Origin of the sequence: Acinetobacter sp. CFCC 10889 (assembly GCF_003268395.1) — a bacterium.
Lineage (GTDB): Bacteria > Pseudomonadota > Gammaproteobacteria > Pseudomonadales > Moraxellaceae > Acinetobacter.
Map to the genome: position 1 here is coordinate 23,353 of NZ_LQXQ01000032.1, position 20,746 is coordinate 44,098.

General features: G+C 38.1%; 19 protein-coding genes, 2 tRNA genes and 2 pseudogenes. 20 read left to right on the forward strand and 3 right to left on the reverse strand.

Annotated elements, in window-relative coordinates:
* The first annotated feature begins 111 nt into the window (after nt 1-111).
* Together AVJ19_RS12955 and AVJ19_RS12960 are read left to right on the forward strand one after the other, a co-directional pair.
* A complete protein-coding gene (locus AVJ19_RS12955; protein WP_111860104.1) occupies nt 112-1,392 on the forward strand; it encodes a L,D-transpeptidase family protein in 1,281 nt (426 codons plus the stop codon).
* A gap of 181 nt (nt 1,393-1,573) precedes the next feature.
* Complete coding sequence (locus tag AVJ19_RS12960; RefSeq protein WP_111860105.1) at nt 1,574-2,263, forward strand: pirin family protein; 690 nt, start codon at nt 1,574-1,576, stop codon at nt 2,261-2,263.
* Nucleotides 2,264-2,340: 77 nt separating this feature from the next.
* Here the strand turns inward: AVJ19_RS12960 and AVJ19_RS12965 are convergent, their stop codons facing one another.
* Nucleotides 2,341-3,093 carry a class II aldolase/adducin family protein gene (locus AVJ19_RS12965; protein WP_111860106.1) on the reverse strand — a complete coding sequence of 251 codons (753 nt, stop codon included), beginning with the start codon at nt 3,091-3,093 and terminating at the stop codon, nt 2,341-2,343.
* Nucleotides 3,094-3,336: 243 nt separating this feature from the next.
* Here AVJ19_RS12965 and AVJ19_RS12970 point away from each other — a divergent pair.
* The 4 genes from AVJ19_RS12970 (at nt 3,337) to AVJ19_RS12985 (ending at nt 4,891) form a co-directional block, all read left to right on the forward strand.
* Nucleotides 3,337-3,412, forward strand: a tRNA-Asn gene (locus tag AVJ19_RS12970).
* Nucleotides 3,413-3,417: 5 nt separating this feature from the next.
* Nucleotides 3,418-3,493, forward strand: a tRNA-Asn gene (locus AVJ19_RS12975).
* Nucleotides 3,494-3,678: 185 nt separating this feature from the next.
* A complete protein-coding gene (locus AVJ19_RS12980; RefSeq protein ID WP_111860107.1) occupies nt 3,679-4,248 on the forward strand; it encodes a hypothetical protein in 570 nt (189 codons plus the stop codon).
* 55 nt (nt 4,249-4,303) lie between these two features.
* Nucleotides 4,304-4,891, forward strand: coding sequence for a hypothetical protein (locus AVJ19_RS12985; protein ID WP_162626603.1), 588 nt, complete (start codon nt 4,304-4,306; stop codon nt 4,889-4,891).
* Nucleotides 4,892-4,980: 89 nt separating this feature from the next.
* Here the strand turns inward: AVJ19_RS12985 and mnmG are convergent, their stop codons facing one another.
* Nucleotides 4,981-6,861, reverse strand: a complete 1,881-nt coding sequence (gene mnmG, locus AVJ19_RS12990; RefSeq protein ID WP_111860109.1) for a tRNA uridine-5-carboxymethylaminomethyl(34) synthesis enzyme MnmG — start codon at nt 6,859-6,861, stop codon at nt 4,981-4,983.
* Nucleotides 6,862-7,108: 247 nt separating this feature from the next.
* Between mnmG and AVJ19_RS12995 the strand changes: the two are divergent.
* The 7 genes and pseudogenes from AVJ19_RS12995 to purD all read left to right on the forward strand — a co-directional run.
* A pseudogene (locus AVJ19_RS12995) lies at nt 7,109-7,342 on the forward strand (hypothetical protein); the annotation flags it as partial.
* Nucleotides 7,343-7,775: 433 nt separating this feature from the next.
* Nucleotides 7,776-8,666 carry a bile acid:sodium symporter family protein gene (locus AVJ19_RS13000; RefSeq protein ID WP_111860110.1) on the forward strand — a complete coding sequence of 297 codons (891 nt, stop codon included), beginning with the start codon at nt 7,776-7,778 and terminating at the stop codon, nt 8,664-8,666.
* 139 nt (nt 8,667-8,805) lie between these two features.
* Complete coding sequence (gene prmA, locus AVJ19_RS13005) at nt 8,806-9,708, forward strand: 50S ribosomal protein L11 methyltransferase (RefSeq protein ID WP_111860111.1); 903 nt, start codon at nt 8,806-8,808, stop codon at nt 9,706-9,708.
* 20 nt (nt 9,709-9,728) lie between these two features.
* Nucleotides 9,729-10,601, forward strand: coding sequence for a DUF3426 domain-containing protein (locus AVJ19_RS13010; RefSeq protein WP_111860112.1), 873 nt, complete (start codon nt 9,729-9,731; stop codon nt 10,599-10,601).
* A 373-nt stretch (nt 10,602-10,974) separates the two neighbouring features.
* Entirely contained in the window at nt 10,975-11,244 is a 270-nt protein-coding gene (fis, locus tag AVJ19_RS13015; protein ID WP_001086304.1) for a DNA-binding transcriptional regulator Fis, read from the forward strand.
* A gap of 94 nt (nt 11,245-11,338) precedes the next feature.
* Nucleotides 11,339-12,913, forward strand: coding sequence for a bifunctional phosphoribosylaminoimidazolecarboxamide formyltransferase/IMP cyclohydrolase (gene purH, locus AVJ19_RS13020; RefSeq protein ID WP_111860113.1), 1,575 nt, complete (start codon nt 11,339-11,341; stop codon nt 12,911-12,913).
* A gap of 178 nt (nt 12,914-13,091) precedes the next feature.
* Nucleotides 13,092-14,378 (forward strand): phosphoribosylamine--glycine ligase, encoded by a 1,287-nt coding sequence (gene purD / locus AVJ19_RS13025; protein WP_111860114.1) that lies wholly within the window; start codon nt 13,092-13,094, stop codon nt 14,376-14,378.
* A gap of 238 nt (nt 14,379-14,616) precedes the next feature.
* Here the strand turns inward: purD and AVJ19_RS22040 are convergent, their stop codons facing one another.
* Nucleotides 14,617-14,808 (reverse strand): hypothetical protein, encoded by a 192-nt coding sequence (locus AVJ19_RS22040; RefSeq protein WP_162626604.1) that lies wholly within the window; start codon nt 14,806-14,808, stop codon nt 14,617-14,619.
* 753 nt (nt 14,809-15,561) lie between these two features.
* Here AVJ19_RS22040 and AVJ19_RS13035 point away from each other — a divergent pair.
* The 7 genes and pseudogenes from AVJ19_RS13035 (at nt 15,562) to AVJ19_RS13065 (ending at nt 20,692) form a co-directional block, all read left to right on the forward strand.
* Nucleotides 15,562-16,348: pseudogene (locus AVJ19_RS13035) on the forward strand (rRNA large subunit pseudouridine synthase E).
* 216 nt (nt 16,349-16,564) lie between these two features.
* A complete protein-coding gene (gene paaI / locus AVJ19_RS13040; protein WP_111860116.1) occupies nt 16,565-16,963 on the forward strand; it encodes a hydroxyphenylacetyl-CoA thioesterase PaaI in 399 nt (132 codons plus the stop codon).
* A gap of 129 nt (nt 16,964-17,092) precedes the next feature.
* Entirely contained in the window at nt 17,093-17,479 is a 387-nt protein-coding gene (locus AVJ19_RS13045; protein WP_111860117.1) for a carboxymuconolactone decarboxylase family protein, read from the forward strand.
* A 215-nt stretch (nt 17,480-17,694) separates the two neighbouring features.
* On the forward strand, nt 17,695-18,051 hold the full coding sequence (locus AVJ19_RS13050; protein WP_111860118.1) for a hypothetical protein: 357 nt from the start codon (nt 17,695-17,697) through the stop codon (nt 18,049-18,051).
* Between the two features lies 1 nt (nt 18,052).
* On the forward strand, nt 18,053-19,756 hold the full coding sequence (locus tag AVJ19_RS13055; protein WP_111860119.1) for a PepSY-associated TM helix domain-containing protein: 1,704 nt from the start codon (nt 18,053-18,055) through the stop codon (nt 19,754-19,756).
* Nucleotides 19,753-20,091 carry a DUF3325 domain-containing protein gene (locus tag AVJ19_RS13060; RefSeq protein ID WP_111860120.1) on the forward strand — a complete coding sequence of 113 codons (339 nt, stop codon included), beginning with the start codon at nt 19,753-19,755 and terminating at the stop codon, nt 20,089-20,091. Before AVJ19_RS13055 ends, AVJ19_RS13060 begins: the two co-directional genes overlap by 4 nt.
* An 88-nt stretch (nt 20,092-20,179) precedes the next feature.
* On the forward strand, nt 20,180-20,692 hold the full coding sequence (locus AVJ19_RS13065) for a tetratricopeptide repeat protein (RefSeq protein WP_111860121.1): 513 nt from the start codon (nt 20,180-20,182) through the stop codon (nt 20,690-20,692).
* Nucleotides 20,693-20,746 lie beyond the last annotated feature (54 nt).

Sequence of the window (20,746 nt, forward strand, 5' to 3'; positions counted from 1 at the left end):
CATTTTTAAATAATAAGATTTACACAAAACAAATACTGCATCTCCATTTATTTTCTGCAATACTTGTTGAGTTTATAAATTTAGTATGAATAATTCTTAAGGTTGAATTACATGTTCGTTCGCTCAATTCTTGCTTTGAGTTTAAGTTGTATCCTTACAGGTACAGCATTTGCTGCACCTACAACGGCTGAGCAAACCCTCACTCCTCATAAAGTTACATCAACTGCTGTTGAAGATCCTATCGATCCTCTTGCTATTGAATCTTCTGCTGCTTCAGCAGTAAATACAACAAGTGCGAGTGAAGCTCAAATTTCTCAACAAGAGCTTAAAGATTTAGACCAAGCTGCCAATACACTGCAAAACTTAGAAAAAACAGAAGATAAAACTGCAGATACAGCTGCTGCACCAAGTACAACAACTGAAACTAAGACTGCAAATACAACAACAGCAGATACATCAACGACAAAGTCGACAAATGCAAGCAAAGCATCATGGACTTTAGATGGTTTAAACAATGCCCAATGGTATGAAAATATTGGCAAAGGTCAATTCCCTGTCTATGCCCGTGCCCATGTGATGTTAAACAATTCACATGCATCACCAGGTGCAATTGATGGTTCAAGTGGAATGAATACCCTCAAAGCGATTTCTTCTTTCCAACAAATGAATGGTTTAAAGCCAACAGGTGAACTCACCCAAGAAACTTGGGATGCCTTAGTTGCAAAACAAGGTGGAAAAGCTGCATTCATTGAATACACCATCACAGATGCGGATCTTAAAGGTCCTTATGCTGCATCTATTCCACGTGACTATGCATTACAATCCAAAATGAAAGGTTTGTATTACACTCGTACCACAGAAATGTTGGGTGAAAAATTCCACATGGATGAAGATTTTTTAAAGAAATTAAATCCTAAAGCAACCTTTAAAAAAGCGGGTGAAAAAATCATTGTGACCAATATTCGCAATGAATTACCTGAAAATATTCATTTGATCGTAGCACATAAAGGTGCAAAACAACTTTATTTGTTTAACGCACAAAATCAAATGGTTGGTTCATTCCCTGCAACGATTGGTAGTTCTGATACACCATCACCAACAGGAACCTACAAAATTACAGGTGTAGCACCAAACCCTTGGTATAGCTATTCACCAAGCAACTTTGTACAAGGAAATAACCGCAAACCATTATCTTTACCACCAGGTCCAAATGGTCCTGTAGGAAACATCTGGATTGGTTTAAGTAAAAAATCATTTGGTATTCATGGTACACCAAATCCATCTGCCATTTCTAAGACTGCATCCCATGGTTGTATTCGTCTTACCAACTGGGATGCCAATGATTTAGGTAAAAAAGTGAAATCAGGTGTTACTGTTAAATTCTTAGAATAATCATTTTATATCTGTATGATGATTTCAGCGCCCAGTAATTCGTTACTGGGTTTTTTTATTTGACATATAATGCCCTATCGTTCTAAAAATACAACAATACGTTGCGTGTTTAATATTTAAACTCCATTTAGCAAAGACTACTATAATCTCAAGTTAAAAAATAAAGAATTGGAGATTTGAGATGAATACTTTCTTACATCGCAGTGAAGACCGTGGTCATGCCCAAATAGGGTGGTTAGACAGCAAACATAGCTTTTCATTTGGCAGTTGGTACAACCCTAAATACATGGGTGTTGGCTCTTTACGTGTAATCAATGATGATACCATTGCTGCACATAATGGTTTTGGCACACATCCTCATGACAATATGGAAATCTTGACCTGCGTCCTCAACGGTACGATTTCCCATAAAGACACCATGGGTAACGAACGTCACATTACTGCTGGTGAATGGCAACTTATGAGTGCAGGTACAGGTGTACAACACAGTGAAATCAACAATGGTGATATTCCTGTACACATGTTACAAATTTGGGTCATTCCAAATGTTCGTGATGCTGAACCAAATTATCAACAAATCGAACGTGATCCTAAAAAATCACCGAATGAATGGCAATTGATTGCAGGTCCAAATGACAATGCACCTATGCATATTCGCCAAAATGCAGAAATCAAAGCAGCATATTTGGAAAAAGGTCATTCACTCCCTGTGAAAGCAACACAGAAATTTAACTATGTGCATGTGATCGAGGGTGAAATTGATATTGCGGGTCAAATCGTCAAAGCAGGTGATGCTTATCTATTTGACCAAGAAGCAACTATCAATGCCAATGAAAATAGCCAATTTATTTGGTTTGATTTAAGTAACTAATCCTATTATTTAAATTGATCAATATAAATCCTCTACACACGTAGGGGATTTTTATTATGGCTGTATTCACTTACAAACTAACGGGAATAATCACTTTGTTGATCTTTGATCAATGATAAAGCTGCCTGCCATGCTGCCTGAATAATTGGCTCCGCCGCATCACTTTGAAACTGTTTCACCGTATATTCACAAACGCTTTGACTTGGATAATGCAATTTACTGCTACTCATGGCTTTGATTTGAATTTGACAAGCTCTTTCTAAAAAATAGATTTCATGAAATGCACGTGCGATTGAATCCCCTGTCGCCAATAAGCCATGATTACGTAAAATCATACAGCGAAAGTCTTTCAAATCTGCAACTAAACGCTCACGTTCTTCTGTTGAAAAAGCAATTCCTTCATATTCATGATACGCAATATTGTTATAAAACTTTAAAGCATGTTGCGAAAGTGGTAAAAGTCCATCTTCTTGTGCAGATACTGCGATCCCATCTGCTGTATGGGTGTGAATCACACAGTTGATTTCAGCATTAGCATGATGTAATGCAGAATGAATCACGAAGCCAGCAACATTGACCAGTTTACCTTGATCATATTCAGCGACAATATTGCCATCATGATCAATTTTCACCAAATCTGAAGCCGTCATTTGATCGAATGTCACACCATAGCGATTGATTAAAAAATGATTCGGTTCATTCGGCACACGTAAACTGATATGCGTATCAATCAAATCTGTCATCCGATAGTAAGCAATCAAACGATACAGTGCTGCAAGTTGACAACGTGCTTGCCATTCTATTTCATGAATATGTTGTGGTGTATTCATATTAACATCCTTGTTATTTTAATTGATCACAAAGCCTTAGTTTTAAAGGCTCTTAAGAAACTTCGCAAGTTAAATGATGAAATAGATAGATCAACTTATTTAAAATTTTGAATATTTTTTCAACATAAAATATGATTTATAAAGGTTTTTCTTTAAAAATGCATATTATTAAAGCAAACAATTCATTTCTTTACATTATCTTATTGACGAGTTGCCATTTCATCCCTAAAATGCGCATCAGATTCTCCAATAGCTCAGTCGGTAGAGCGACGGACTGTTAATCCGCAGGTCCCTGGTTCGAGCCCAGGTTGGAGAGCCATCTATTCTTCCATAGCTCAGTCGGTAGAGCGACGGACTGTTAATCCGCAGGTCCCTGGTTCGAGCCCAGGTGGAAGAGCCAAGATTTTAAAAAGCCCATGCATTGCGACATGGGCTTTTTTATTTTACTATTCAAATCATAAAACAAAATATTTGATTTAATAAAGCATGTCTGAAAATTTTCATATTTTTTATTTAAAGAAATCTAAACTCAATAAATTCTTTCTTCCCTTCCTTGTCCTAATGTTTATCTTTGCAGCACTTGTCATGGCTATAAATGCGATTGCACACCACAGCATCATTTATGCAGCACTTGCACTATTTTTTGCTTATATGATTTTTCTGTGTAGTTTTGCCACTTATCGTTTATTTAAAATTACTCATCCACATTTAAAAATTACACCTGAAGCCCTATTTCATGAGGGAATTTGGAAGAAATCTGAATATGTGAAATGGATTGATATAGAAACGTCAGATTTAAAAATATTTTCCATGCACGGCAGTTCTTTATGTGATTTACAATTAAATACTTGGGATGTTCAAAAGCAGCAAAAAACAGGTTATGGTGAATATAAAGAAGTTTTACGTATCCGTATTTTTCCAGAATGCTATCAATTCATTGATCTTGATTTTGCCACGTGGATCACCATACTCAAACGTATGAATACTCAACAACGTATTGATGTTATTCAACAATGGAATCGTGGTATAAAGCCTGAACTGACCCAGTATTTTACTGAAAAGGAACATCAATATTATCAAGAGAATAATGTTATTTTAATTCGCAAAAATGTTCGATTAGCATTTCAACATGATGCAGAACAACGACAAAAATAAGTGCCATGCAGCGATCAATATATTTTGTTATTCAAAAACTGAGTGAAAAATTACAATGATGCCTACACACTCTACATTAAAATTCAGCTCTCGCCTGAGTATGCTCATTTTCAGTTTTATAACAATTTATGCGTTTGCTTTTCTGTTCTATTTTTTAAATCGTGAATTTCAATTCGACCATCCCTTATTCGCACTTGGCTGTGCATTGATCAGTATTTTATTTATTCTTATCTCACTTTACTACATTGTATTTCTTATTCGTTTTGGCAAACCTTATTTACGTATTTCTAAGCAGCGATTAGAAATTCGGACTTTATTTAAATCTTTGGATATTTTGCTTGAAGATATTGAGCAAACCAATATCAGTGTAGAAGATCTAAATTTCTTCCACTCCACCGTAATATTGCATCTTGATCAAAAAGCAATAAATAAACACCATGTAATTCCCCTATTCTTTTTACCTAAACATGTGCATTTTGAAGTCATCACTTTATTGTCTTTGATTTATTATCTTCCTGAATCTAAACGTGATGAATTTATTCAATATTATCAAAAAGATATACACATTAATTTCAAACAGTATTTAGATATCGAACAAAATTTTCAATTAGATCTATTGGGGTATTTGCTTATTTCCCCTTAAATCAGCATTTGATTTTTATCAAACTTACACTTCGTAAATTTCAAACATAATAAAACCCGCACTGAGCGGGTTTTATTACAATCTAACAATTAAGCCGATTTTTTCGCTTGATTATTCTTACGAATCGTAATCATCAACAATTGTACTGCCGCAGGAGTTACACCCGGAATACGACCTGCTTGTGCCAAAGTCTCAGGACGAACATCTTTTAATTTCAAGGTAATTTCACGAGATAAACCAGAAACTACATCATAATCAAAGTCAGCAGGAATACGGGTTTCTTCCAAACGCTTCATTTGCGCAACATCTTCTTGCTGACGGTGAATATAACCTGCATATTTCACCGCAATTTCGATCTGCTCACCCACAAATGCAGTGACTTCAGAACCTGTGATTTCAGCGATTTGAGCAAAATTAATATTTGGACGTTTCAACAAATCAATCGCATTGGTTTCTTTAGACAGATCATCACCGGTCAATTCAACGAATTTTTTACCCAATGGATTATTTGGCGCAGCCCAAAGATGTTGTAAACGAGCTTTTTCAGTTTCTACTGCTTCCATTTTTTGGCAGTAAGAATCCCAACGTGCATCATCCACCAAGCCCAATTCACGACCCATTGGTGTTAAACGTTGATCAGCATTGTCTTCACGAAGCATCAAACGATATTCCGCACGCGAAGTAAACATACGGTACGGCTCTTTGGTACCCAATGTAATAAGATCATCAACAAGTACGCCCATATACGCTTCATCACGTTTTGGTGTCCATTGCTCTTGATCCCACGCACGGCGAGCAGCATTTAGACCTGCCAATAAACCTTGTGCGCCTGCTTCTTCATAACCTGTAGTCCCGTTGATTTGACCCGCAAAGTACAAGTTATTGATTGATTTGGTTTCTAAAGAGAACTTCAAAGATTGCGGGTTGAAATAATCATACTCAATCGCATAGCCTGGTCGAAGAATGTGTGCATTTTCCATACCACGAATCGAACGCACCAATTCAAACTGCACATCAAACGGTAAAGAGGTCGAAATACCATTTGGATAAAGCTCATGGGTATCTAAACCTTCAGGCTCAAGGAAGACTTGATGTGAGTTTTTATCTGCAAATTTATTGATTTTATCTTCAATCGATGGGCAATAACGAGGACCAACGCCTTCAATCACACCCGTATACATCGGTGAACGATCTAGACCACCACGAATAATGTCATGCGTGCGTTCATTGGTATGTGTGATGTAGCAGTTCACTTGCTCAGGATGCATCGACACATCGCCCATAAATGACATGGTTGGCGATGGGAAATCCCCCGGTTGTGGTGTCATCACAGAAAAATCAACTGAACGTGCATCAATACGTGGCGGTGTACCTGTTTTTAAACGACCAACAGGAAGTTTTAATTCACGTAAACGTGCCGCAAGTGAAATAGATGGAGGATCACCCGCACGACCACCTGATGAATTATTCAAACCAACATGAATCACACCGCCAAGGAAAGTCCCCGTTGTTAATACAACCGTTTTCGCATCAAAGCGAATGCCCATTTGTGTCACAACACCTTTAACGGTATCGCCTTCAACGATCAAATCATCCGCCGCTTGTTGGAAAATGTCCAAATTGGCTTGATTTTCTAAAGTATGACGAATCGCTGCTTTATAACGGATACGATCTGCTTGTGCACGTGTCGCTCGAACTGCCGCACCTTTGCGTGAGTTGAGAATACGGAATTGAATACCGCCTTTATCAGCAGCAAGTGCCATCGCACCGCCTAAGGCATCAATTTCACGGACCAAATGTGATTTACCAATACCACCAATCGCTGGGTTACAGCTCATCTGCCCTAAAGTCTCAATATTATGAGTAAGGAGTAAAGTCTGTCGACCCATACGTGCCGCAGCAAGTGCCGCTTCCGTACCTGCGTGACCGCCGCCGATAACAATAACATCGTAAACTTTAGGATAATGCATAGTGGTAATTGAGAGAAAATAAAATGACGTAAAATTATAGCAAATTTTTAACTTTAGTATGAGAACGATTTACAATTTTTATTTTCCTTTGCCGTTTCACACCCTTACATACCGTCACATTTTGTAGCAGTTCACTCCTACAAACTAAATATAACTTTTTTAAAAAAGTTCCTAGTATGAATAACGAACAGAGGTCAGGGTTGCTTTTCCCTCATTATATTATTTGATTAAATAAAGGACGCATGTTATGAAAAATACTATTTTAAAAGCACTTTCTCTTTCACTTATGTGTTTTGTTGGTACAAGCTTTGCACATGCAGCTGATGAGAACTCAAGCAAAGCCGAAGTAAACAAACAAGTTCAAGTGTGCAAAAATAAAAAGCAAGGTGATTGGGTAGTCTATGCCAATAAAGGCGTGACCTACAATGGTTCATGTGAACCTAATGAAAATGGTAAATTACAATTTGCTTTCCCTGCACCCGCTGGAGGTGCTTCAGCAGCCGCTGCTCAAGCAGAGCCAACTGCTATTGAAAATACACCTGCAGTAGAGAATACTCCTGCTGCTCAACCAGAAGCCGCTGCACCTGCAACCGATGCAACACAACAAGCTAGTCCTGAAGCTGCTGCACCTGCAACAGACGCAACACAACAAGCTAGTCCTGAAGCCGATGTAGAAGCTCCAGCTCTAGCACAATAATAAAAACTAAATACTTCAAATTATATTTTCATTGTGAAAATATAAGGCAAAAAGCGATCATCATCTGTTGGTCGCTTTTTATATTGCTCAGATAAATCAAATAAAAATTTAAATGTGATCAAAAATGTGTAATTTCATCTAATTTTCTATTCCACTTTTCTATAAATCGTTTAGGCTAAACCGAAGGATGATTTAAAACAACAACAAAGGAAAAGATATGGATTCAGGGATTATTACCATTATGTTACCCCTAGCACTTGCCATCATCATGATCGGCTTAGGGTTAGAACTTACTCCCAAAGATTTTGCTCGTGTTTCTAAACACCCTAAAGCAGTATTAATTGCATTATTTTGTCAATTGGTGCTCTTGGTTGGCATTGCTTTTATTCTTTGTAAAATCTTGGCTTTACCGCCGTTACTTGCAGTCGGTTTAATGCTGCTCGCAGCCTCACCTGGGGGTAGTACAGCAAATTTATTTAGTTATTTATTTAAAGGTGATATCGCCTTAAATATTACTTTAACGGCGATTAATTCTGTGATTGCTGCTTTTACCCTGCCCTTGATTGTCAATTTTTCCATTCAATACTTTATGAATGATGGACAACAAATTAGTATGCAATTCAGTAAAATCTTACAAGTTTTTGCGATTATTTTAGTGCCAGTCTGTATCGGTATGTTGATTCGCAATTATGCGCCACATTTTACAGAGAAACTCAATAAGCCTTTACGAATATTCTCAGTCGTGTTCTTGATTTTAATTATCATCGGAGCGATAGCCAAAGAACGTGCACATATTCTACAATACCTTACACAAGTCGGTTTAGCCACAGTCGTTTTCTGTATTTGTAGTCTAGTCATTGGCTATTTTGTACCTAGACTTTTAGGGATTAATAGCGCCCAAGCTCGCGCTTGTGCATTTGAAATCGGCATTCACAACAGTACTTTGGCAATGACCATCGCCTTGACTGTGATCGCCAATACCACAGTTGCCATGCCTGCAGCAGTATATTCAATTTTCATGTATGTTTTCGCCGCTATTTTTGGCATGTTACTCAATAAGTTTCATCCGATCGAGATCAACAACTCCGCTTTAGTAAAGCCTCAATAAGTAATGTTTAAATACTGCAAATGACCTGTCTTTTCCCATAAAAATAAGAGAATCTGATTTATTCTCTTATTTTTTTCTGTGAATCAGATGCTATTCGGCTACAATAGCCCTTTGATGAAAATAAATTAGGTTTTTAATCGTGAAGTGGTTACAAATTCATATTACTGTTGAACAAGCAGAAGTCGATTTTACTGAAACATTACTGAGTTCTATTGGTGCAGTCAGTGTGACTTTGGACGATGCGGAAAACCAAGACTTATTAGAACCGCTTCCAGGTGAAACACCACTATGGAAAAAAGTTATCGTTACTGGCATTTATGCGCAAGAAGATGATGAAGAAATCGATGTTGCTGCTTTAGAAACATTTATCCGTTCACAAATGCCTGATGCACCTATGCGTAGCGAGTTCATCGAAGATCAAGAATGGGAGCGCACTTGGATGGATGCCTATGAACCCATTCAGATTGCTGAAAAATATTGGATCGTACCAGAATGGATGGAAGCCCCTGAAGCAGATGCAGTGAATATTAAACTTGATCCAGGCTTAGCATTTGGTACAGGTAATCACGCTTCAACATTCTTATGCTTACAATGGCTTGGTAAAACTGATGTAAAAGATAAGATTGTCATCGACTATGGCTGTGGTTCAGGTATTTTAGGCGTTGCTGCTCTCTTACTTGGTGCAAAAAAAGTCTATGCCACTGATATTGACCCTCAAGCCGTTTTGGCGACCCAACAAAATGCTGAGCTCAATGGTGTATTAGATAAACTCTATGTTGGCTTACCTGAAGAATTTAACCAAGAGCTCGCTGATCAAAAAGCTGATGTTTTTGTTGCCAATATTCTTGCAGGTCCGTTAATGATGCTTGCTGAAGAATTCTCAACTTTAATCAAATCTGAGGGTGAGTTCGCACTCGCAGGTGTAATTGAAGAACAAGTAACTGATGTTTCTGATGTTTATTCTCAATTTTTTGATATATTAGAAGTTGAAAAACGTGATGAAAATTGGTGTCGTATTTCAGGAAAACGTCATCAAGTATAAACCCCAAAATTGATGAAACTATGAGTGACAAACAGACCCGCTGTCCAAATTGCTTAACTTTATATAAAGTCTCTGTGATGCAACTGACTGTTGCGGAAGGTAGGGTCTGTTGTCCTAAATGTTCAGCCGAATTTAATGCATTATTAAATTTAGTGGTGAATCAAAACGACCTCATTGAGACCTCCCCACCTCGAACAGTCACTCAACCGATTTTTCAACAAATTAGCAGAGAAGAATTGGTCGACTTTAAACTCGAAAAACAAAACCTCGCCGATTTCTTTAACCGCAAAATTAAAAATTCCAATATTGACTTAAGAACCTATCTAAATACGCTGAAGTTTGTCGAAGACAATACGCTAAATACATTTCCATCTTTACATTTAGCGACCCATCATAACCATAAACCACATACACAAATTCAAAAGACACGTCTTTATTACATCATGTGGACACTGATTAATATTGCCTTGGTCTCTATACTTAGCTTCCAAGTGTTGTGGTTTAACCCGAATTTATTAGACCGTTATCCGATTTTAAATACAGTATTTACCCAGACTTGTTCTATTTTACGTTGTGAAACCATTGACCAACGCTATAAACAAATTTTGGTCAAGAATCTACAAGTCAAAGTAATAACGATCAACGAAACTGAATTTTCAGGTCAATTACTCAATCAGTTTTCCAAAAGCTTAGAGTTACCTTTAATTAAAGTCTCTTTATATAAGGAGAATCAGCAAATCAAAACTTTTATTGTATCCTCAGACGAATATCTCGTGGAAAGCTTAACAGGGATTCGACGTATTCCACAAAATAGTCCTTATACCTTTAAATTTACCTTACCAATTTCAAAAAACAGCATTGACAGTTGGAAATTAGAAATAATTCACCCTTAATATTGAAAAAAACTATAAAAAAATTAAAAAAAATGTAGTTTTCTTGCTCACTTTTTCTTAGACAATGGTATCATACGCGCCACGAAAGCTTTGTACCGCAAACTCCTCGCAATTTTTCACAACAAATATAGTCTTGACCATGTGCTTAATCTTCTATTTTGCGCATCAGGGATTATTTTTGTTTTAAAGTGATCAGTAACAAATATTAATTTATTGTTACGCTTATTTTTCACTCAATTGCGTAAGTTGTGGCAAGCTAATTGTTCTTGTTTTAGAGCCCACCGTTTTAGGATCTAAAACGGAGCTCGATATTTTTTAGACCACATTTATATTACTTTACCCAAGTAGTATCTGAATTTTCGGATTAACTCGCATGAATAGCAAATCTCCTATTTTTACTGCACAATCTGATGTCGCTCTTCGTATTCACGTAGATCGCGCAGTTCGTCACTATTTTGCACAATTGCAAGGTGAGCAACCATCTCAAGTGTACGACATGGTGCTAGCAGAAATGGAGAAACCTCTTTTATCTGTTGTTTTAGAATATACGCGTGGTAATCAAACTCGCGCTGCTGAAATTCTCGGACTAAACCGCGGAACTTTACGTAAAAAGTTGAAAGCTCACGGTTTAATGAGTGAATAAATGATAAAATGCTCACGGCTTGCGTGGGCATTTTTTTACCTACGTTTTGCCTATTTGTTTAAATCTCTAGACTAAAGAACTGTTGACGAAGATCATGACTATTAAACGCGCTTTAATTTCTGTTTCAGATAAGACTGGAATTGTTGAATTTGCCCAAAACCTTGTTGCTCTTGGGGTGGAAATTTTATCTACAGGTGGTACATACAAGTTGCTTAAAGACAACAATGTTGCCGTAGTTGAAGTTTCAGAGCACACAGGTTTCCCAGAAATGATGGATGGTCGTGTAAAAACATTACATCCAAAAATTCATGGTGGGATCTTGGCTCGCCGTGGTCTAGACGAAGCTGTAATGGCTGAACACAACATTGATGCGATTGATCTTGTTGTTGTGAACTTATATCCATTTGCTGCAACTGTGGCAAAACCTAACTGTTCACTTGCAGATGCGATTGAAAATATCGACATCGGTGGTCCAACCATGGTTCGTGCTGCTGCGAAAAACCATGCTTCTGTCGGTATTGTTGTCAATGCATCTGACTATGCAACTATCGTTGAAGAGTTAAAAGCAAACGGTGCTTTATCTCATGCAACACGTTTTGACTTAGCAGTTAAAGCATTTGAACATACTGCACAGTATGACGGTATGATTGCTTCTTACTTAGGCGCTCGCGTAGGTAAAGCAGAAGGTCAAGCAGACAAATTTGCACGTACTTTCAATACCCAATTAAACAAAGTTCAAGACCTTCGTTATGGTGAAAACCCGCATCAATCTGCTGCATTCTATGTAGAGGATACTGCGACTGAAGCGTCTGTTTCTACAGCGAAACAACTTCAGGGTAAAGAGCTGTCTTATAACAACATCGCAGATACAGATGCAGCACTTGAATGTGTGAAATCATTTGCAAAACCTGCTTGTGTGATCGTGAAACATGCAAATCCTTGTGGTGTTGCGGTTTCTTTAGATGGTATCCAAGCTGCTTATGATCTTGCTTATGCAACCGATCCTGAATCAGCATTCGGCGGCATCATTGCATTCAACCGTGAATTAGATGTTGCAACTGCGCAAGCGATTGTAGACCGTCAATTCGTTGAAGTGATCATTGCGCCAAGCATCGCTGATGGTGTACTTGAAGTGACTGGCGCGAAGAAAAATGTCCGTGTACTTGTATGTGGCGAACTTCCTGCAATCGATGCACGTCAGGCTCAACTTGACTATAAACGTGTAAACGGCGGTTTACTAGTTCAAGATCAAGACTTAGGCATGATCACTAAAGATGACCTTAAAGTTGTGACGAAGCGTGTGCCAACTGAAGCAGAAATTGATGACTTAATCTTTGCTTGGAAAGTTGCGAAATACGTGAAATCAAATGCGATTGTTTATGCTAAAGGGCGTCAAACGATTGGTGTAGGTGCTGGTCAAATGAGCCGTGTAAACTCTGCACGTATTGCTGCGATCAAAGCTGAACATGCTGGCTTAGTGGTTGAAGGTGCTGTAATGGCGTCTGATGCATTCTTCCCATTCCGTGATGGTATTGATAATGCTGCGAAAGCAGGTATCAAATGCATTATCCAACCGGGTGGTTCTATGCGTGATGAAGAAACCATTGCTGCTGCTGACGAAGCTGGTATTGCAATGGTGTTCACGGGTATGCGTCATTTCCGTCACTAATTAATATATAAGTCGTATTTATTAATCCCCCTAAATCCCCCTTTGTAAAAAGGGGGACTTTTCGCATCATAAAACTGTGTTTTATTTGCGATGCCCTTCCCCTTTTTAAAGGGTGAGAATCCTCAGAATATATTCTGAGTTCGCAAGGTGGGATTCTATTCTTTTGAGGGATTTTTAGATGAATATTTTAGTTTTGGGTAATGGCGGTCGTGAACATGCACTTGCATGGAAAATCGCACAAGATGACAAAGTCGCAAAAGTATTTGTAGCACCAGGTAATGCTGGTTCTGCAACTGAAAATAAATGCGAAAATGTTGCCTTAAATATTTTAGACAATGCTGCGATCATCGACTTTGCAAAAAACAATGCAGTTGATTTAGTCATCGTTGGCCCTGAAGCACCACTTGTAAATGGTGTAGTTGATGCTTGCCGTGAAGCTGGCGTTAAAATCTGGGGTCCAACTCAGTTTGCTGCACAGCTTGAAGGCTCGAAAGCATTTGCGAAACACTTCCTGAAACGCCATAACATTCCAACAGCTTTCTATGATGTATTTACAGAAGTAGATGCAGCTAAAGCATTTGTAGAAAAAAATGGCGCACCGATTGTCATCAAAGCGGACGGTCTTGCTGCGGGTAAAGGTGTGATCGTTGCGATGACCAATCAAGAAGCATTTGATGCAATTGATGACATGCTTGCAGGCAACAAATTTGGTGATGCGGGTTCTCGTGTCGTGATTGAAGAATTCTTAGCAGGTGAAGAAGCATCTTTCATCTGTATGATTGATGGCGACAACATTTTACCAATGGCAACATCTCAAGATCACAAACGTATTTTTGAAGGTGACCAAGGTCCGAACACTGGCGGTATGGGTGCTTACTCTCCTGCGCCTGTTGTGACTGCGGATGTATTTGAAAAAACCATGCGTGAAGTGATGCGTCCAACTGTAGATGGTATGAAAGCAGATGGTCACGTTTACACTGGTTTCTTGTATGCAGGCTTGATGATTGATGAACAAGGTCAACCGAAAGTGATCGAGTTCAACTGTCGTTTTGGTGATCCTGAAACTCAACCCATCATGATGCGTTTAAAATCATCACTTGTTGATTTGGTTGAAGCGGGTATTGCAGGTAATTTACCAAAAGAAGCTGATTGGGATGAGCGTAAAACAGTTGGTATCGTTTTAGCATCGAAAGGCTATCCTGAAACATCAAGCAATGGCGATGTAATTTCAGGTTTAGATACTGAAATGGCAGATGCTAAAGTATTCCATGCAGGTACGAAAGCCAATGAAAATGGCGACATCGTAACTGCAGGTGGTCGTGTACTTTGCGTAACAGCGCTGGGTAATACCATTGGTGAAGCGCAAGCGAAAGCTTTAGAACTTTGCCAAAAAGTGACTTTTGATGGTGTTCAATACCGTAAAGATATTGGTTACCGTGCCATTGCACGTGAAAATGCTGAATAAGTTTTCAGAGTCTCAGTATTTTAAAAACCCGCTTAGGCGGTTTTTTTTATTGTTCATTCAACCAATAAAAATCACAATCATTTCACATATACTTCACTTCACATTGACACTAATACAGGATGATCATTGCAATAACCTTTGAATCTGTTTTATGTATATTTCTCTTATTTTTACATTTTTTTTTAATGATTCCAATAGGATTCATCATATCAAAATTTGATCAACAATATAAAAACACTTACATCCATCTATTTATAAAACGGTGTTTTTGGGTCGCAATTTCATTTCTACCATTTATCTGGTACATATTTATTATAGATTTAGGGCAACATAATGCGAATGGTTCAGCTGTACTCGGAGAAGCTATAATTATACTTATTTCACCATTTTTAGTAATTTCCAGTTTTCTCTTAGGACATGTTTGTTTCATTGCAACATTCCTGTGCATACATCACATATTTCAGAAAATCCATAAGAAAACCACCAGTTTTATGCTGAGCATTATCCTCAGTGTATTGCTTATGACTATCTTATTAGAGTTGATTTGGTGGGGAATGTTTAGTTCTGAAAAGTCCATTCCTCTTCGTATTTATACATGGAATCTTGTAATACTTACCTTTCCTTGGATACCAGTTATTGGAGCTGTAATAATTCAAAAATGGAAATCTCAAAAAGGGGGTTCAATACCATAAAGATATTGGTTATCGTGTGATTATACGTGAAAATTTTGAAGATTTTTTGGTGGTGTTCTAAAAAGTATGTTACCCAAATCTGTCAATAGAAAAATTGAAAATATAGGAACTAAATTCACTATATTTTCAAGATTTTATAACATTGAGGTGGTGAGTAAAATATAGTCAGCATGCTTTTTGAAGTACCTCCCTTTATTGAATAAAATATACTGTTTTTTGAATTGATCTAAAGCGAAGCTGCATTTTTTATAAAAATTATCCTTTAAAATCATACTCAAAATGATGATTAATCATGCAAAACACCTATACATTATTTGCAAAGAAAGATCAGCATAGAAATTTGCAGAGCATCAAATTTAATTCTGCTATAATCAGCAACATTCTGTGGGCTTCAATTTTTCCGCACTCCCACACCACCATTTTGAAATGGGTCAGTTAACGGTTCATCTCGTTCATGCCCAACGATATTCTCTATTTAAATAGCTAATTTTATGAAAATTGTCATCCTGAATAAACCTTATGGGGTTCTCTCCCAATTCCGTAAAGACGAAGCGCACATGACCATGTCGGACTTCGTCAATGACTCACTTTACGTTTGGCGGGTCGTTTGGATATGGACTCAGAAGGTTTGGTTTTTCTGACCGATCACGGTGGTCTGAACCAATACATTACCAACCCTGCCAATAAAAAGTTTAAAACCTATTTGGTTCAGGTCGATGGTGACATTACAGAAGAAGCCCTTGAGCAACTGCGCAAAGGCGTAGAGCTGAAAGATGGTATGACTTTACCTGCCAAAGCTGAAAAAGTTGAACAACCTGAATGGTTATGGGATCGTGATCCTCCTGTGCGTTTCCGTGCCAATATTCCAACATCCTGGGTTGAAATTTCGATCTGTGAAGGTCGTAACCGTCAAGTGCGCCGTATGACAGGTGCTGTTGGTTTTCCAACGTTACGTTTGATTCGTACCCGTATTGGTGCGATTGATTTGGTGCAAATGGCTTTAAAACCGGGTGAAACCAAAGAAATCGAGCCATTACTCTATCCTGATTTTCAAAATGTGCCTGCGGAAGAACCGTACCGTTCACGTTCTTATGTGAAAAAACCGGGTGGTACAGGTGGTAAGCCAATGGTTCGTAAAAATAAAGATGGTTCAGTCAAAAAATCAGGGACTAAACGTATTTGGCAAATGGATGACAGCGAAAAGCCAAAACGTAAAACCAATGGTACAACTCGTCCAAATAACAAAGCGCACGTGGTCGTGGACGTAACGGACGTTAATATTTAGCGTTCAGTTCATGTTTAATCAAGCTCACAGATGTGGGCTTTTTTATTGTGTAAATAAATCTTAGATATTTTTCATTATTTTTTAAAATATTAGCACTGAATATCAAAATTAAAAACTAAATTCAACTTGCCTAAAAAAGATCAAAATGCTATTTATGATACGTTATTTTATTTTTTAAAATATTTAAGTATCAATAAAAGGAATTTACAATGACTCAAGATTTACAACAAACAATCTTTGAAAATGACACTGTCATGCAAAATTTAGGGATTCAACTTGACCACTATTCACATAAAGCAGCCCAACTCTCACTCACTGTCACCACAGCACATACACAAGGACATGGCACTTGTCACGGCGGTATTATTTTTACATTAGCAGATAGTGCATTTGCTGTTGCTTGTAATTCTGAAACAACTTCTGTTGGACAGCACTGCACCATCAGCTATCTCAAACCGGGTAAAGTTGGTGATACATTAACGGCAAAAGCCATCTTTAAAGCACCAAGTGGTCGTTCTGAGATTTATGACATTAGTGTTTATAATCAAAAAGACGAAATTATTGCCGAGTTTCGTGGTATTTCGAGAATGGTCAATCTGACCAAATAGCTCTAAATGCTCATCAAAATCATGCTGCATTGTCACATTTTTATCGCAAAGTTAGACGTTCCGCCTATGGTTTTCTGCCTAAAAAGGATTAGGCTAATATGCATCATTTTAACTCCTTAGGATAAATCAATGTCACAACAAGACTATGACAATGGCTTAAAAGTGCGTACTGAAGTGATGGGTGAAAGTTTTGTTCAACGTGCACAAGACAATACTGTGCCATTTACTCAACCCTTACAAGATTGGATCAATGAACATGCATGGGGTTCAACTTGGCAACGTGAAGGTGTGTTACCACGTAAATATCGCTCACTCATCACCATTGCTTTTTTAACTGCTCAAAAAAGCCCAACTGAGCTCAAAGGTCATGTACGTGGTGCATTGAACAATGGCGCAACTGTTGAAGAAATCCAAGAAGTTTTGCTTCATAGCCTACCTTATTGTGGTGCACCTGCAACGCAAGAAGCTTTTCGTGCTGCACTTGAAGTGATTAATGAATACCAAAAAGCTGAATGATTTTTATATTAAGGCTGAATATGTTCAGCCTTAATTTTCAACATTTCTCCCCCTACCTACATATCCTTTCTATCACTACTTTTCTAATTTAAATTTTTGATTCAAGGCATTCTAAATTATTCATTTGATAAATATATTATTTTGTCAATATTTTAATTATTAATAATAATTGTTATCATTTACATTAATGTTAATTTTTGTGTTGAATGATGCTTATGTCTAGCACCGACTTTGAGATACAAAACTCAGCTTCTCTTGCAACAACGCCCTCATCTAGAAAAGCCAAAGTAAAATCTTCTGTTTCCATCTCCTACCGTGTGATGATTTTTTATCGTTTTATTTTGGCAATCTTTGGTGGTTACTTACTTGCCACGCTTTCAGCTTTGGTGATCGCCCAGTATTTTGCAGACTATCGTTCTAGTGCTGCAACGGCATCAGTTCTGATTGCTTTCAGCCTGCATTGTGCTGCTTTTATTTGGGTATTCATGGTGAATAAAACCTTAAAAGCAAGTTTGGGAATACTCATTCCTTGCCTGATTTTATGGTCGATCTACAAGCTGTTAGGAAGTTAAGATGCGTGCAGATGCAAAAGTTGAAGGTCCTCGCCAATCCATGTCTTGGCTGCATACGTGGGCAAGTTTAATTTTAGGTTGGTTGCTCTATGCCATTTTCCTGACAGGAACTTTAAGTTTCTTCCAAACCGAGATCAGTTCATGGATGAAGCCTGAATTTCACCAATCCATCCCAAGTGATTCGCAGCTTGAAAATACTCAAGTGGCATTGAATTATTTACAAAAAAATCACGCACAAGCAGGCAGTTGGTCAATTCAACTCCCCGATGCTCGGCAAAATATCACCACAGTCACTATTCGCAAACAAGGTGAAGACCCTCGTGCAAGACGTGGTGGTGAACGAATTTATCTCGACAGCCATACTGGTGAAGTGTTGCAAGCCCGTGACACACGTGGTGGTAGCTTCCTCTATCGCTTTCATTTTGAGTTATATGGTTTGCCGCGTATTTGGGCGCGTTGGATCGTGGGTTTAGCCACCATGTTGATGTTAGTGGCGATTGTCAGTGGTATCATTACCCATAAAAAAATCTTTAAAGATTTCTTTACTTTCCGTACAGGTAAAGGTCAACGCTCATGGTTAGATGCGCATAATGCCACTGCTATTTTTGCACTGCCCTTTCATTTGATGATTACTTTCAGTGGACTACTTTTACTGATGTTCACGTTTATGCCTTGGGGAATTAATCAGATCTATGCCAATCGTGGTGAATTTTTACAAGACCAACGACAGGCGCTTATCCAAGATCATTCACAGAAAAATGAAATTGCTCGTGGAGAAAATCCAGCTCGAAATCGTGATGGAAATACTGAAAATGGTGCAAAACGTGGTGATAGAAAAGCCCGCCAAGAGCATGTTCAAGCCGCAGCACTCACCGATTTAAAACCCATTGTGCAATTTGCACAGTCTGAATGGAAAGGCAACCCAATTGGTTCGATCAGCATCATTGCACCAAATACCAGCCAAGCGAAAATCGAAATACGTGCTTTACATGCAGTCAGTGTGGCTCATCGTAATGTTTATGACAGTTTGGAATTTAATGGTGTAACAGGCAAAAATCTCACCCCTGCAACACAGTTAAATAATCCATCTATTGCCAATGGAATTTATAACGTCACGACAGTACTACATGAAGGACGTGGTATCAGCACTGCATTACGTTGGTTGTTATTTTTATCGGGGATCATGGGTACATTCATGGTCGCAACGGGTCTGATTTTATGGTGTGTAAAACGTGCGCCACAGCAACAAAAACAAGGCTATAAATCTGTAGGTTTCCACTTTGTTGAAATTGCCAATATTACGGCGATCATCGGTTTACCAATTGCATGTGCTGCTTATTTTTATGCCAATCGTTTAATTCCTGCTGCAATGGATATGCGCTTAAACTGGGAAATCCGTACATTCTTTTGTGTTTGGTTACTGTGTTTCATCTACGCTGCTGTGCGTTCACATCGACAAGCTTGGTTAGAATTACTCATATTTGCAAGCCTTGCATTTGCATTTTTACCCATACTCAATGGACTCACAGGTGGTGCAGCACTTTGGCAATCCATCCCATCTGGACAATGGATGATTGCAACATTTGACCTTGCTATGTGGTTATTGGCGATTCTATTCTTCTGTGCTTATCGCAAAGTGAAAAATCATTCACCTATTCCTAGCAAAAAAGCCAAACAAGGCAATGCACAGGAGGTTGAAAATTGATCTTCTTTATCTTGATTTGGTCTGTGTGTAATTTAGGATTTTTTGCGCTTGCCAGTGCAATGTCGAAACATCAAAAACAGATTTTCAATAAAACATTATCTGAACAACAGACACGAATTCTGTCAGGGCTTGGATGGTTATTGCTCATTATTGCCATGATCATCTGCGCTTATTCTGGAAATTTAAGCAATATGTTGAGCTATTGGGTGGGTGTATTAACTTTTTCTGCACTTTTTGTTGGGCTATGTTTGAGCTACATCGCTGAGAAAATTAAAATCATTGCATTATGTAATATCGCTCTTGGCTTAATAAGTGGCTTGATCATTTTAATATAAGCTCTTTCATTTTTATTTTGCGTTACAATAGACAACCAATCTTCGGATTGGTTTTTATTTTTTAGAACTGCTTTATTTTGGAATCATTATGTCTAAACGTGTTTCAATCCCAATCACACTAGCAAATCGTGCGCTTGCTGGAAATGCTGAAGCACAATTTGAACTTGCTGAATACTATATGCAAAGTGAGCATGATGATGACATTGAACTTGCTGAAGAATGGGCATTGAAAGCGGCTGAAAATGGCAATGTTGAAGCAATGTATTGGCTCGGTGAGGGCTATACCGTATATGCCAAAGAATTGCGTGAAGAAGAACCTGAAGAAGCTAAATCACATTTTGAATTGGCATATTATTGGTTAAGTAAAGCCAATATTTTAAAGCACCCTGCTGCGACTTTAGAGTTAGCGGGCTATTTTCGCCGTGGTGATGTCATCGAAAAAGATGTGGAAAAATCTGTGAAATTGGTCAAACAAGCTGCTGAATGGGGCGATGCTCAAGCTATGCGTGATCTTGTTGCGATCTATGAGCATGGTTTAGGTGTCGACATTGATGAAGAAAAAGCAGATTATTGGGCGGAAAAAGCGCAGGCTGCTGAGTAAAATTAAGCAAATACAATGAAGAAGCTCACGTATGTGGGCTTTTATTTTTAAATT

What these genes read in the sequence shown, in the direction of transcription:
- AVJ19_RS13045 (WP_111860117.1), top strand. Translation starts at nt 17,093, where the DNA reads ATGTCACAACAAGACTATGACAATGGCTTAAAAGTGCGTACTGAAGTG.
- AVJ19_RS12960 (WP_111860105.1), top strand. Translation starts at nt 1,574, where the DNA reads ATGAATACTTTCTTACATCGCAGTGAAGACCGTGGTCATGCCCAAATA.
- AVJ19_RS13065 (WP_111860121.1), top strand. Translation starts at nt 20,180, where the DNA reads ATGTCTAAACGTGTTTCAATCCCAATCACACTAGCAAATCGTGCGCTT.
- purH (WP_111860113.1), top strand. Translation starts at nt 11,339, where the DNA reads ATGACTATTAAACGCGCTTTAATTTCTGTTTCAGATAAGACTGGAATT.
- mnmG (WP_111860109.1), bottom strand. Translation starts at nt 6,861, where the DNA reads ATGCATTATCCTAAAGTTTACGATGTTATTGTTATCGGCGGCGGTCAC.
- AVJ19_RS12965 (WP_111860106.1), bottom strand. Translation starts at nt 3,093, where the DNA reads ATGAATACACCACAACATATTCATGAAATAGAATGGCAAGCACGTTGT.
- paaI (WP_111860116.1), top strand. Translation starts at nt 16,565, where the DNA reads ATGACTCAAGATTTACAACAAACAATCTTTGAAAATGACACTGTCATG.
- AVJ19_RS22040 (WP_162626604.1), bottom strand. Translation starts at nt 14,808, where the DNA reads ATGAAACAAACATGTCCTAAGAGAAAACTGGAAATTACTAAAAATGGT.
- purD (WP_111860114.1), top strand. Translation starts at nt 13,092, where the DNA reads ATGAATATTTTAGTTTTGGGTAATGGCGGTCGTGAACATGCACTTGCA.
- AVJ19_RS12955 (WP_111860104.1), top strand. Translation starts at nt 112, where the DNA reads ATGTTCGTTCGCTCAATTCTTGCTTTGAGTTTAAGTTGTATCCTTACA.
- fis (WP_001086304.1), top strand. Translation starts at nt 10,975, where the DNA reads ATGAATAGCAAATCTCCTATTTTTACTGCACAATCTGATGTCGCTCTT.
- AVJ19_RS12985 (WP_162626603.1), top strand. Translation starts at nt 4,304, where the DNA reads ATGATGCCTACACACTCTACATTAAAATTCAGCTCTCGCCTGAGTATG.
- AVJ19_RS13055 (WP_111860119.1), top strand. Translation starts at nt 18,053, where the DNA reads ATGCGTGCAGATGCAAAAGTTGAAGGTCCTCGCCAATCCATGTCTTGG.
- AVJ19_RS13050 (WP_111860118.1), top strand. Translation starts at nt 17,695, where the DNA reads ATGTCTAGCACCGACTTTGAGATACAAAACTCAGCTTCTCTTGCAACA.
- AVJ19_RS13010 (WP_111860112.1), top strand. Translation starts at nt 9,729, where the DNA reads ATGAGTGACAAACAGACCCGCTGTCCAAATTGCTTAACTTTATATAAA.
- AVJ19_RS13000 (WP_111860110.1), top strand. Translation starts at nt 7,776, where the DNA reads ATGGATTCAGGGATTATTACCATTATGTTACCCCTAGCACTTGCCATC.
- AVJ19_RS12980 (WP_111860107.1), top strand. Translation starts at nt 3,679, where the DNA reads ATGGCTATAAATGCGATTGCACACCACAGCATCATTTATGCAGCACTT.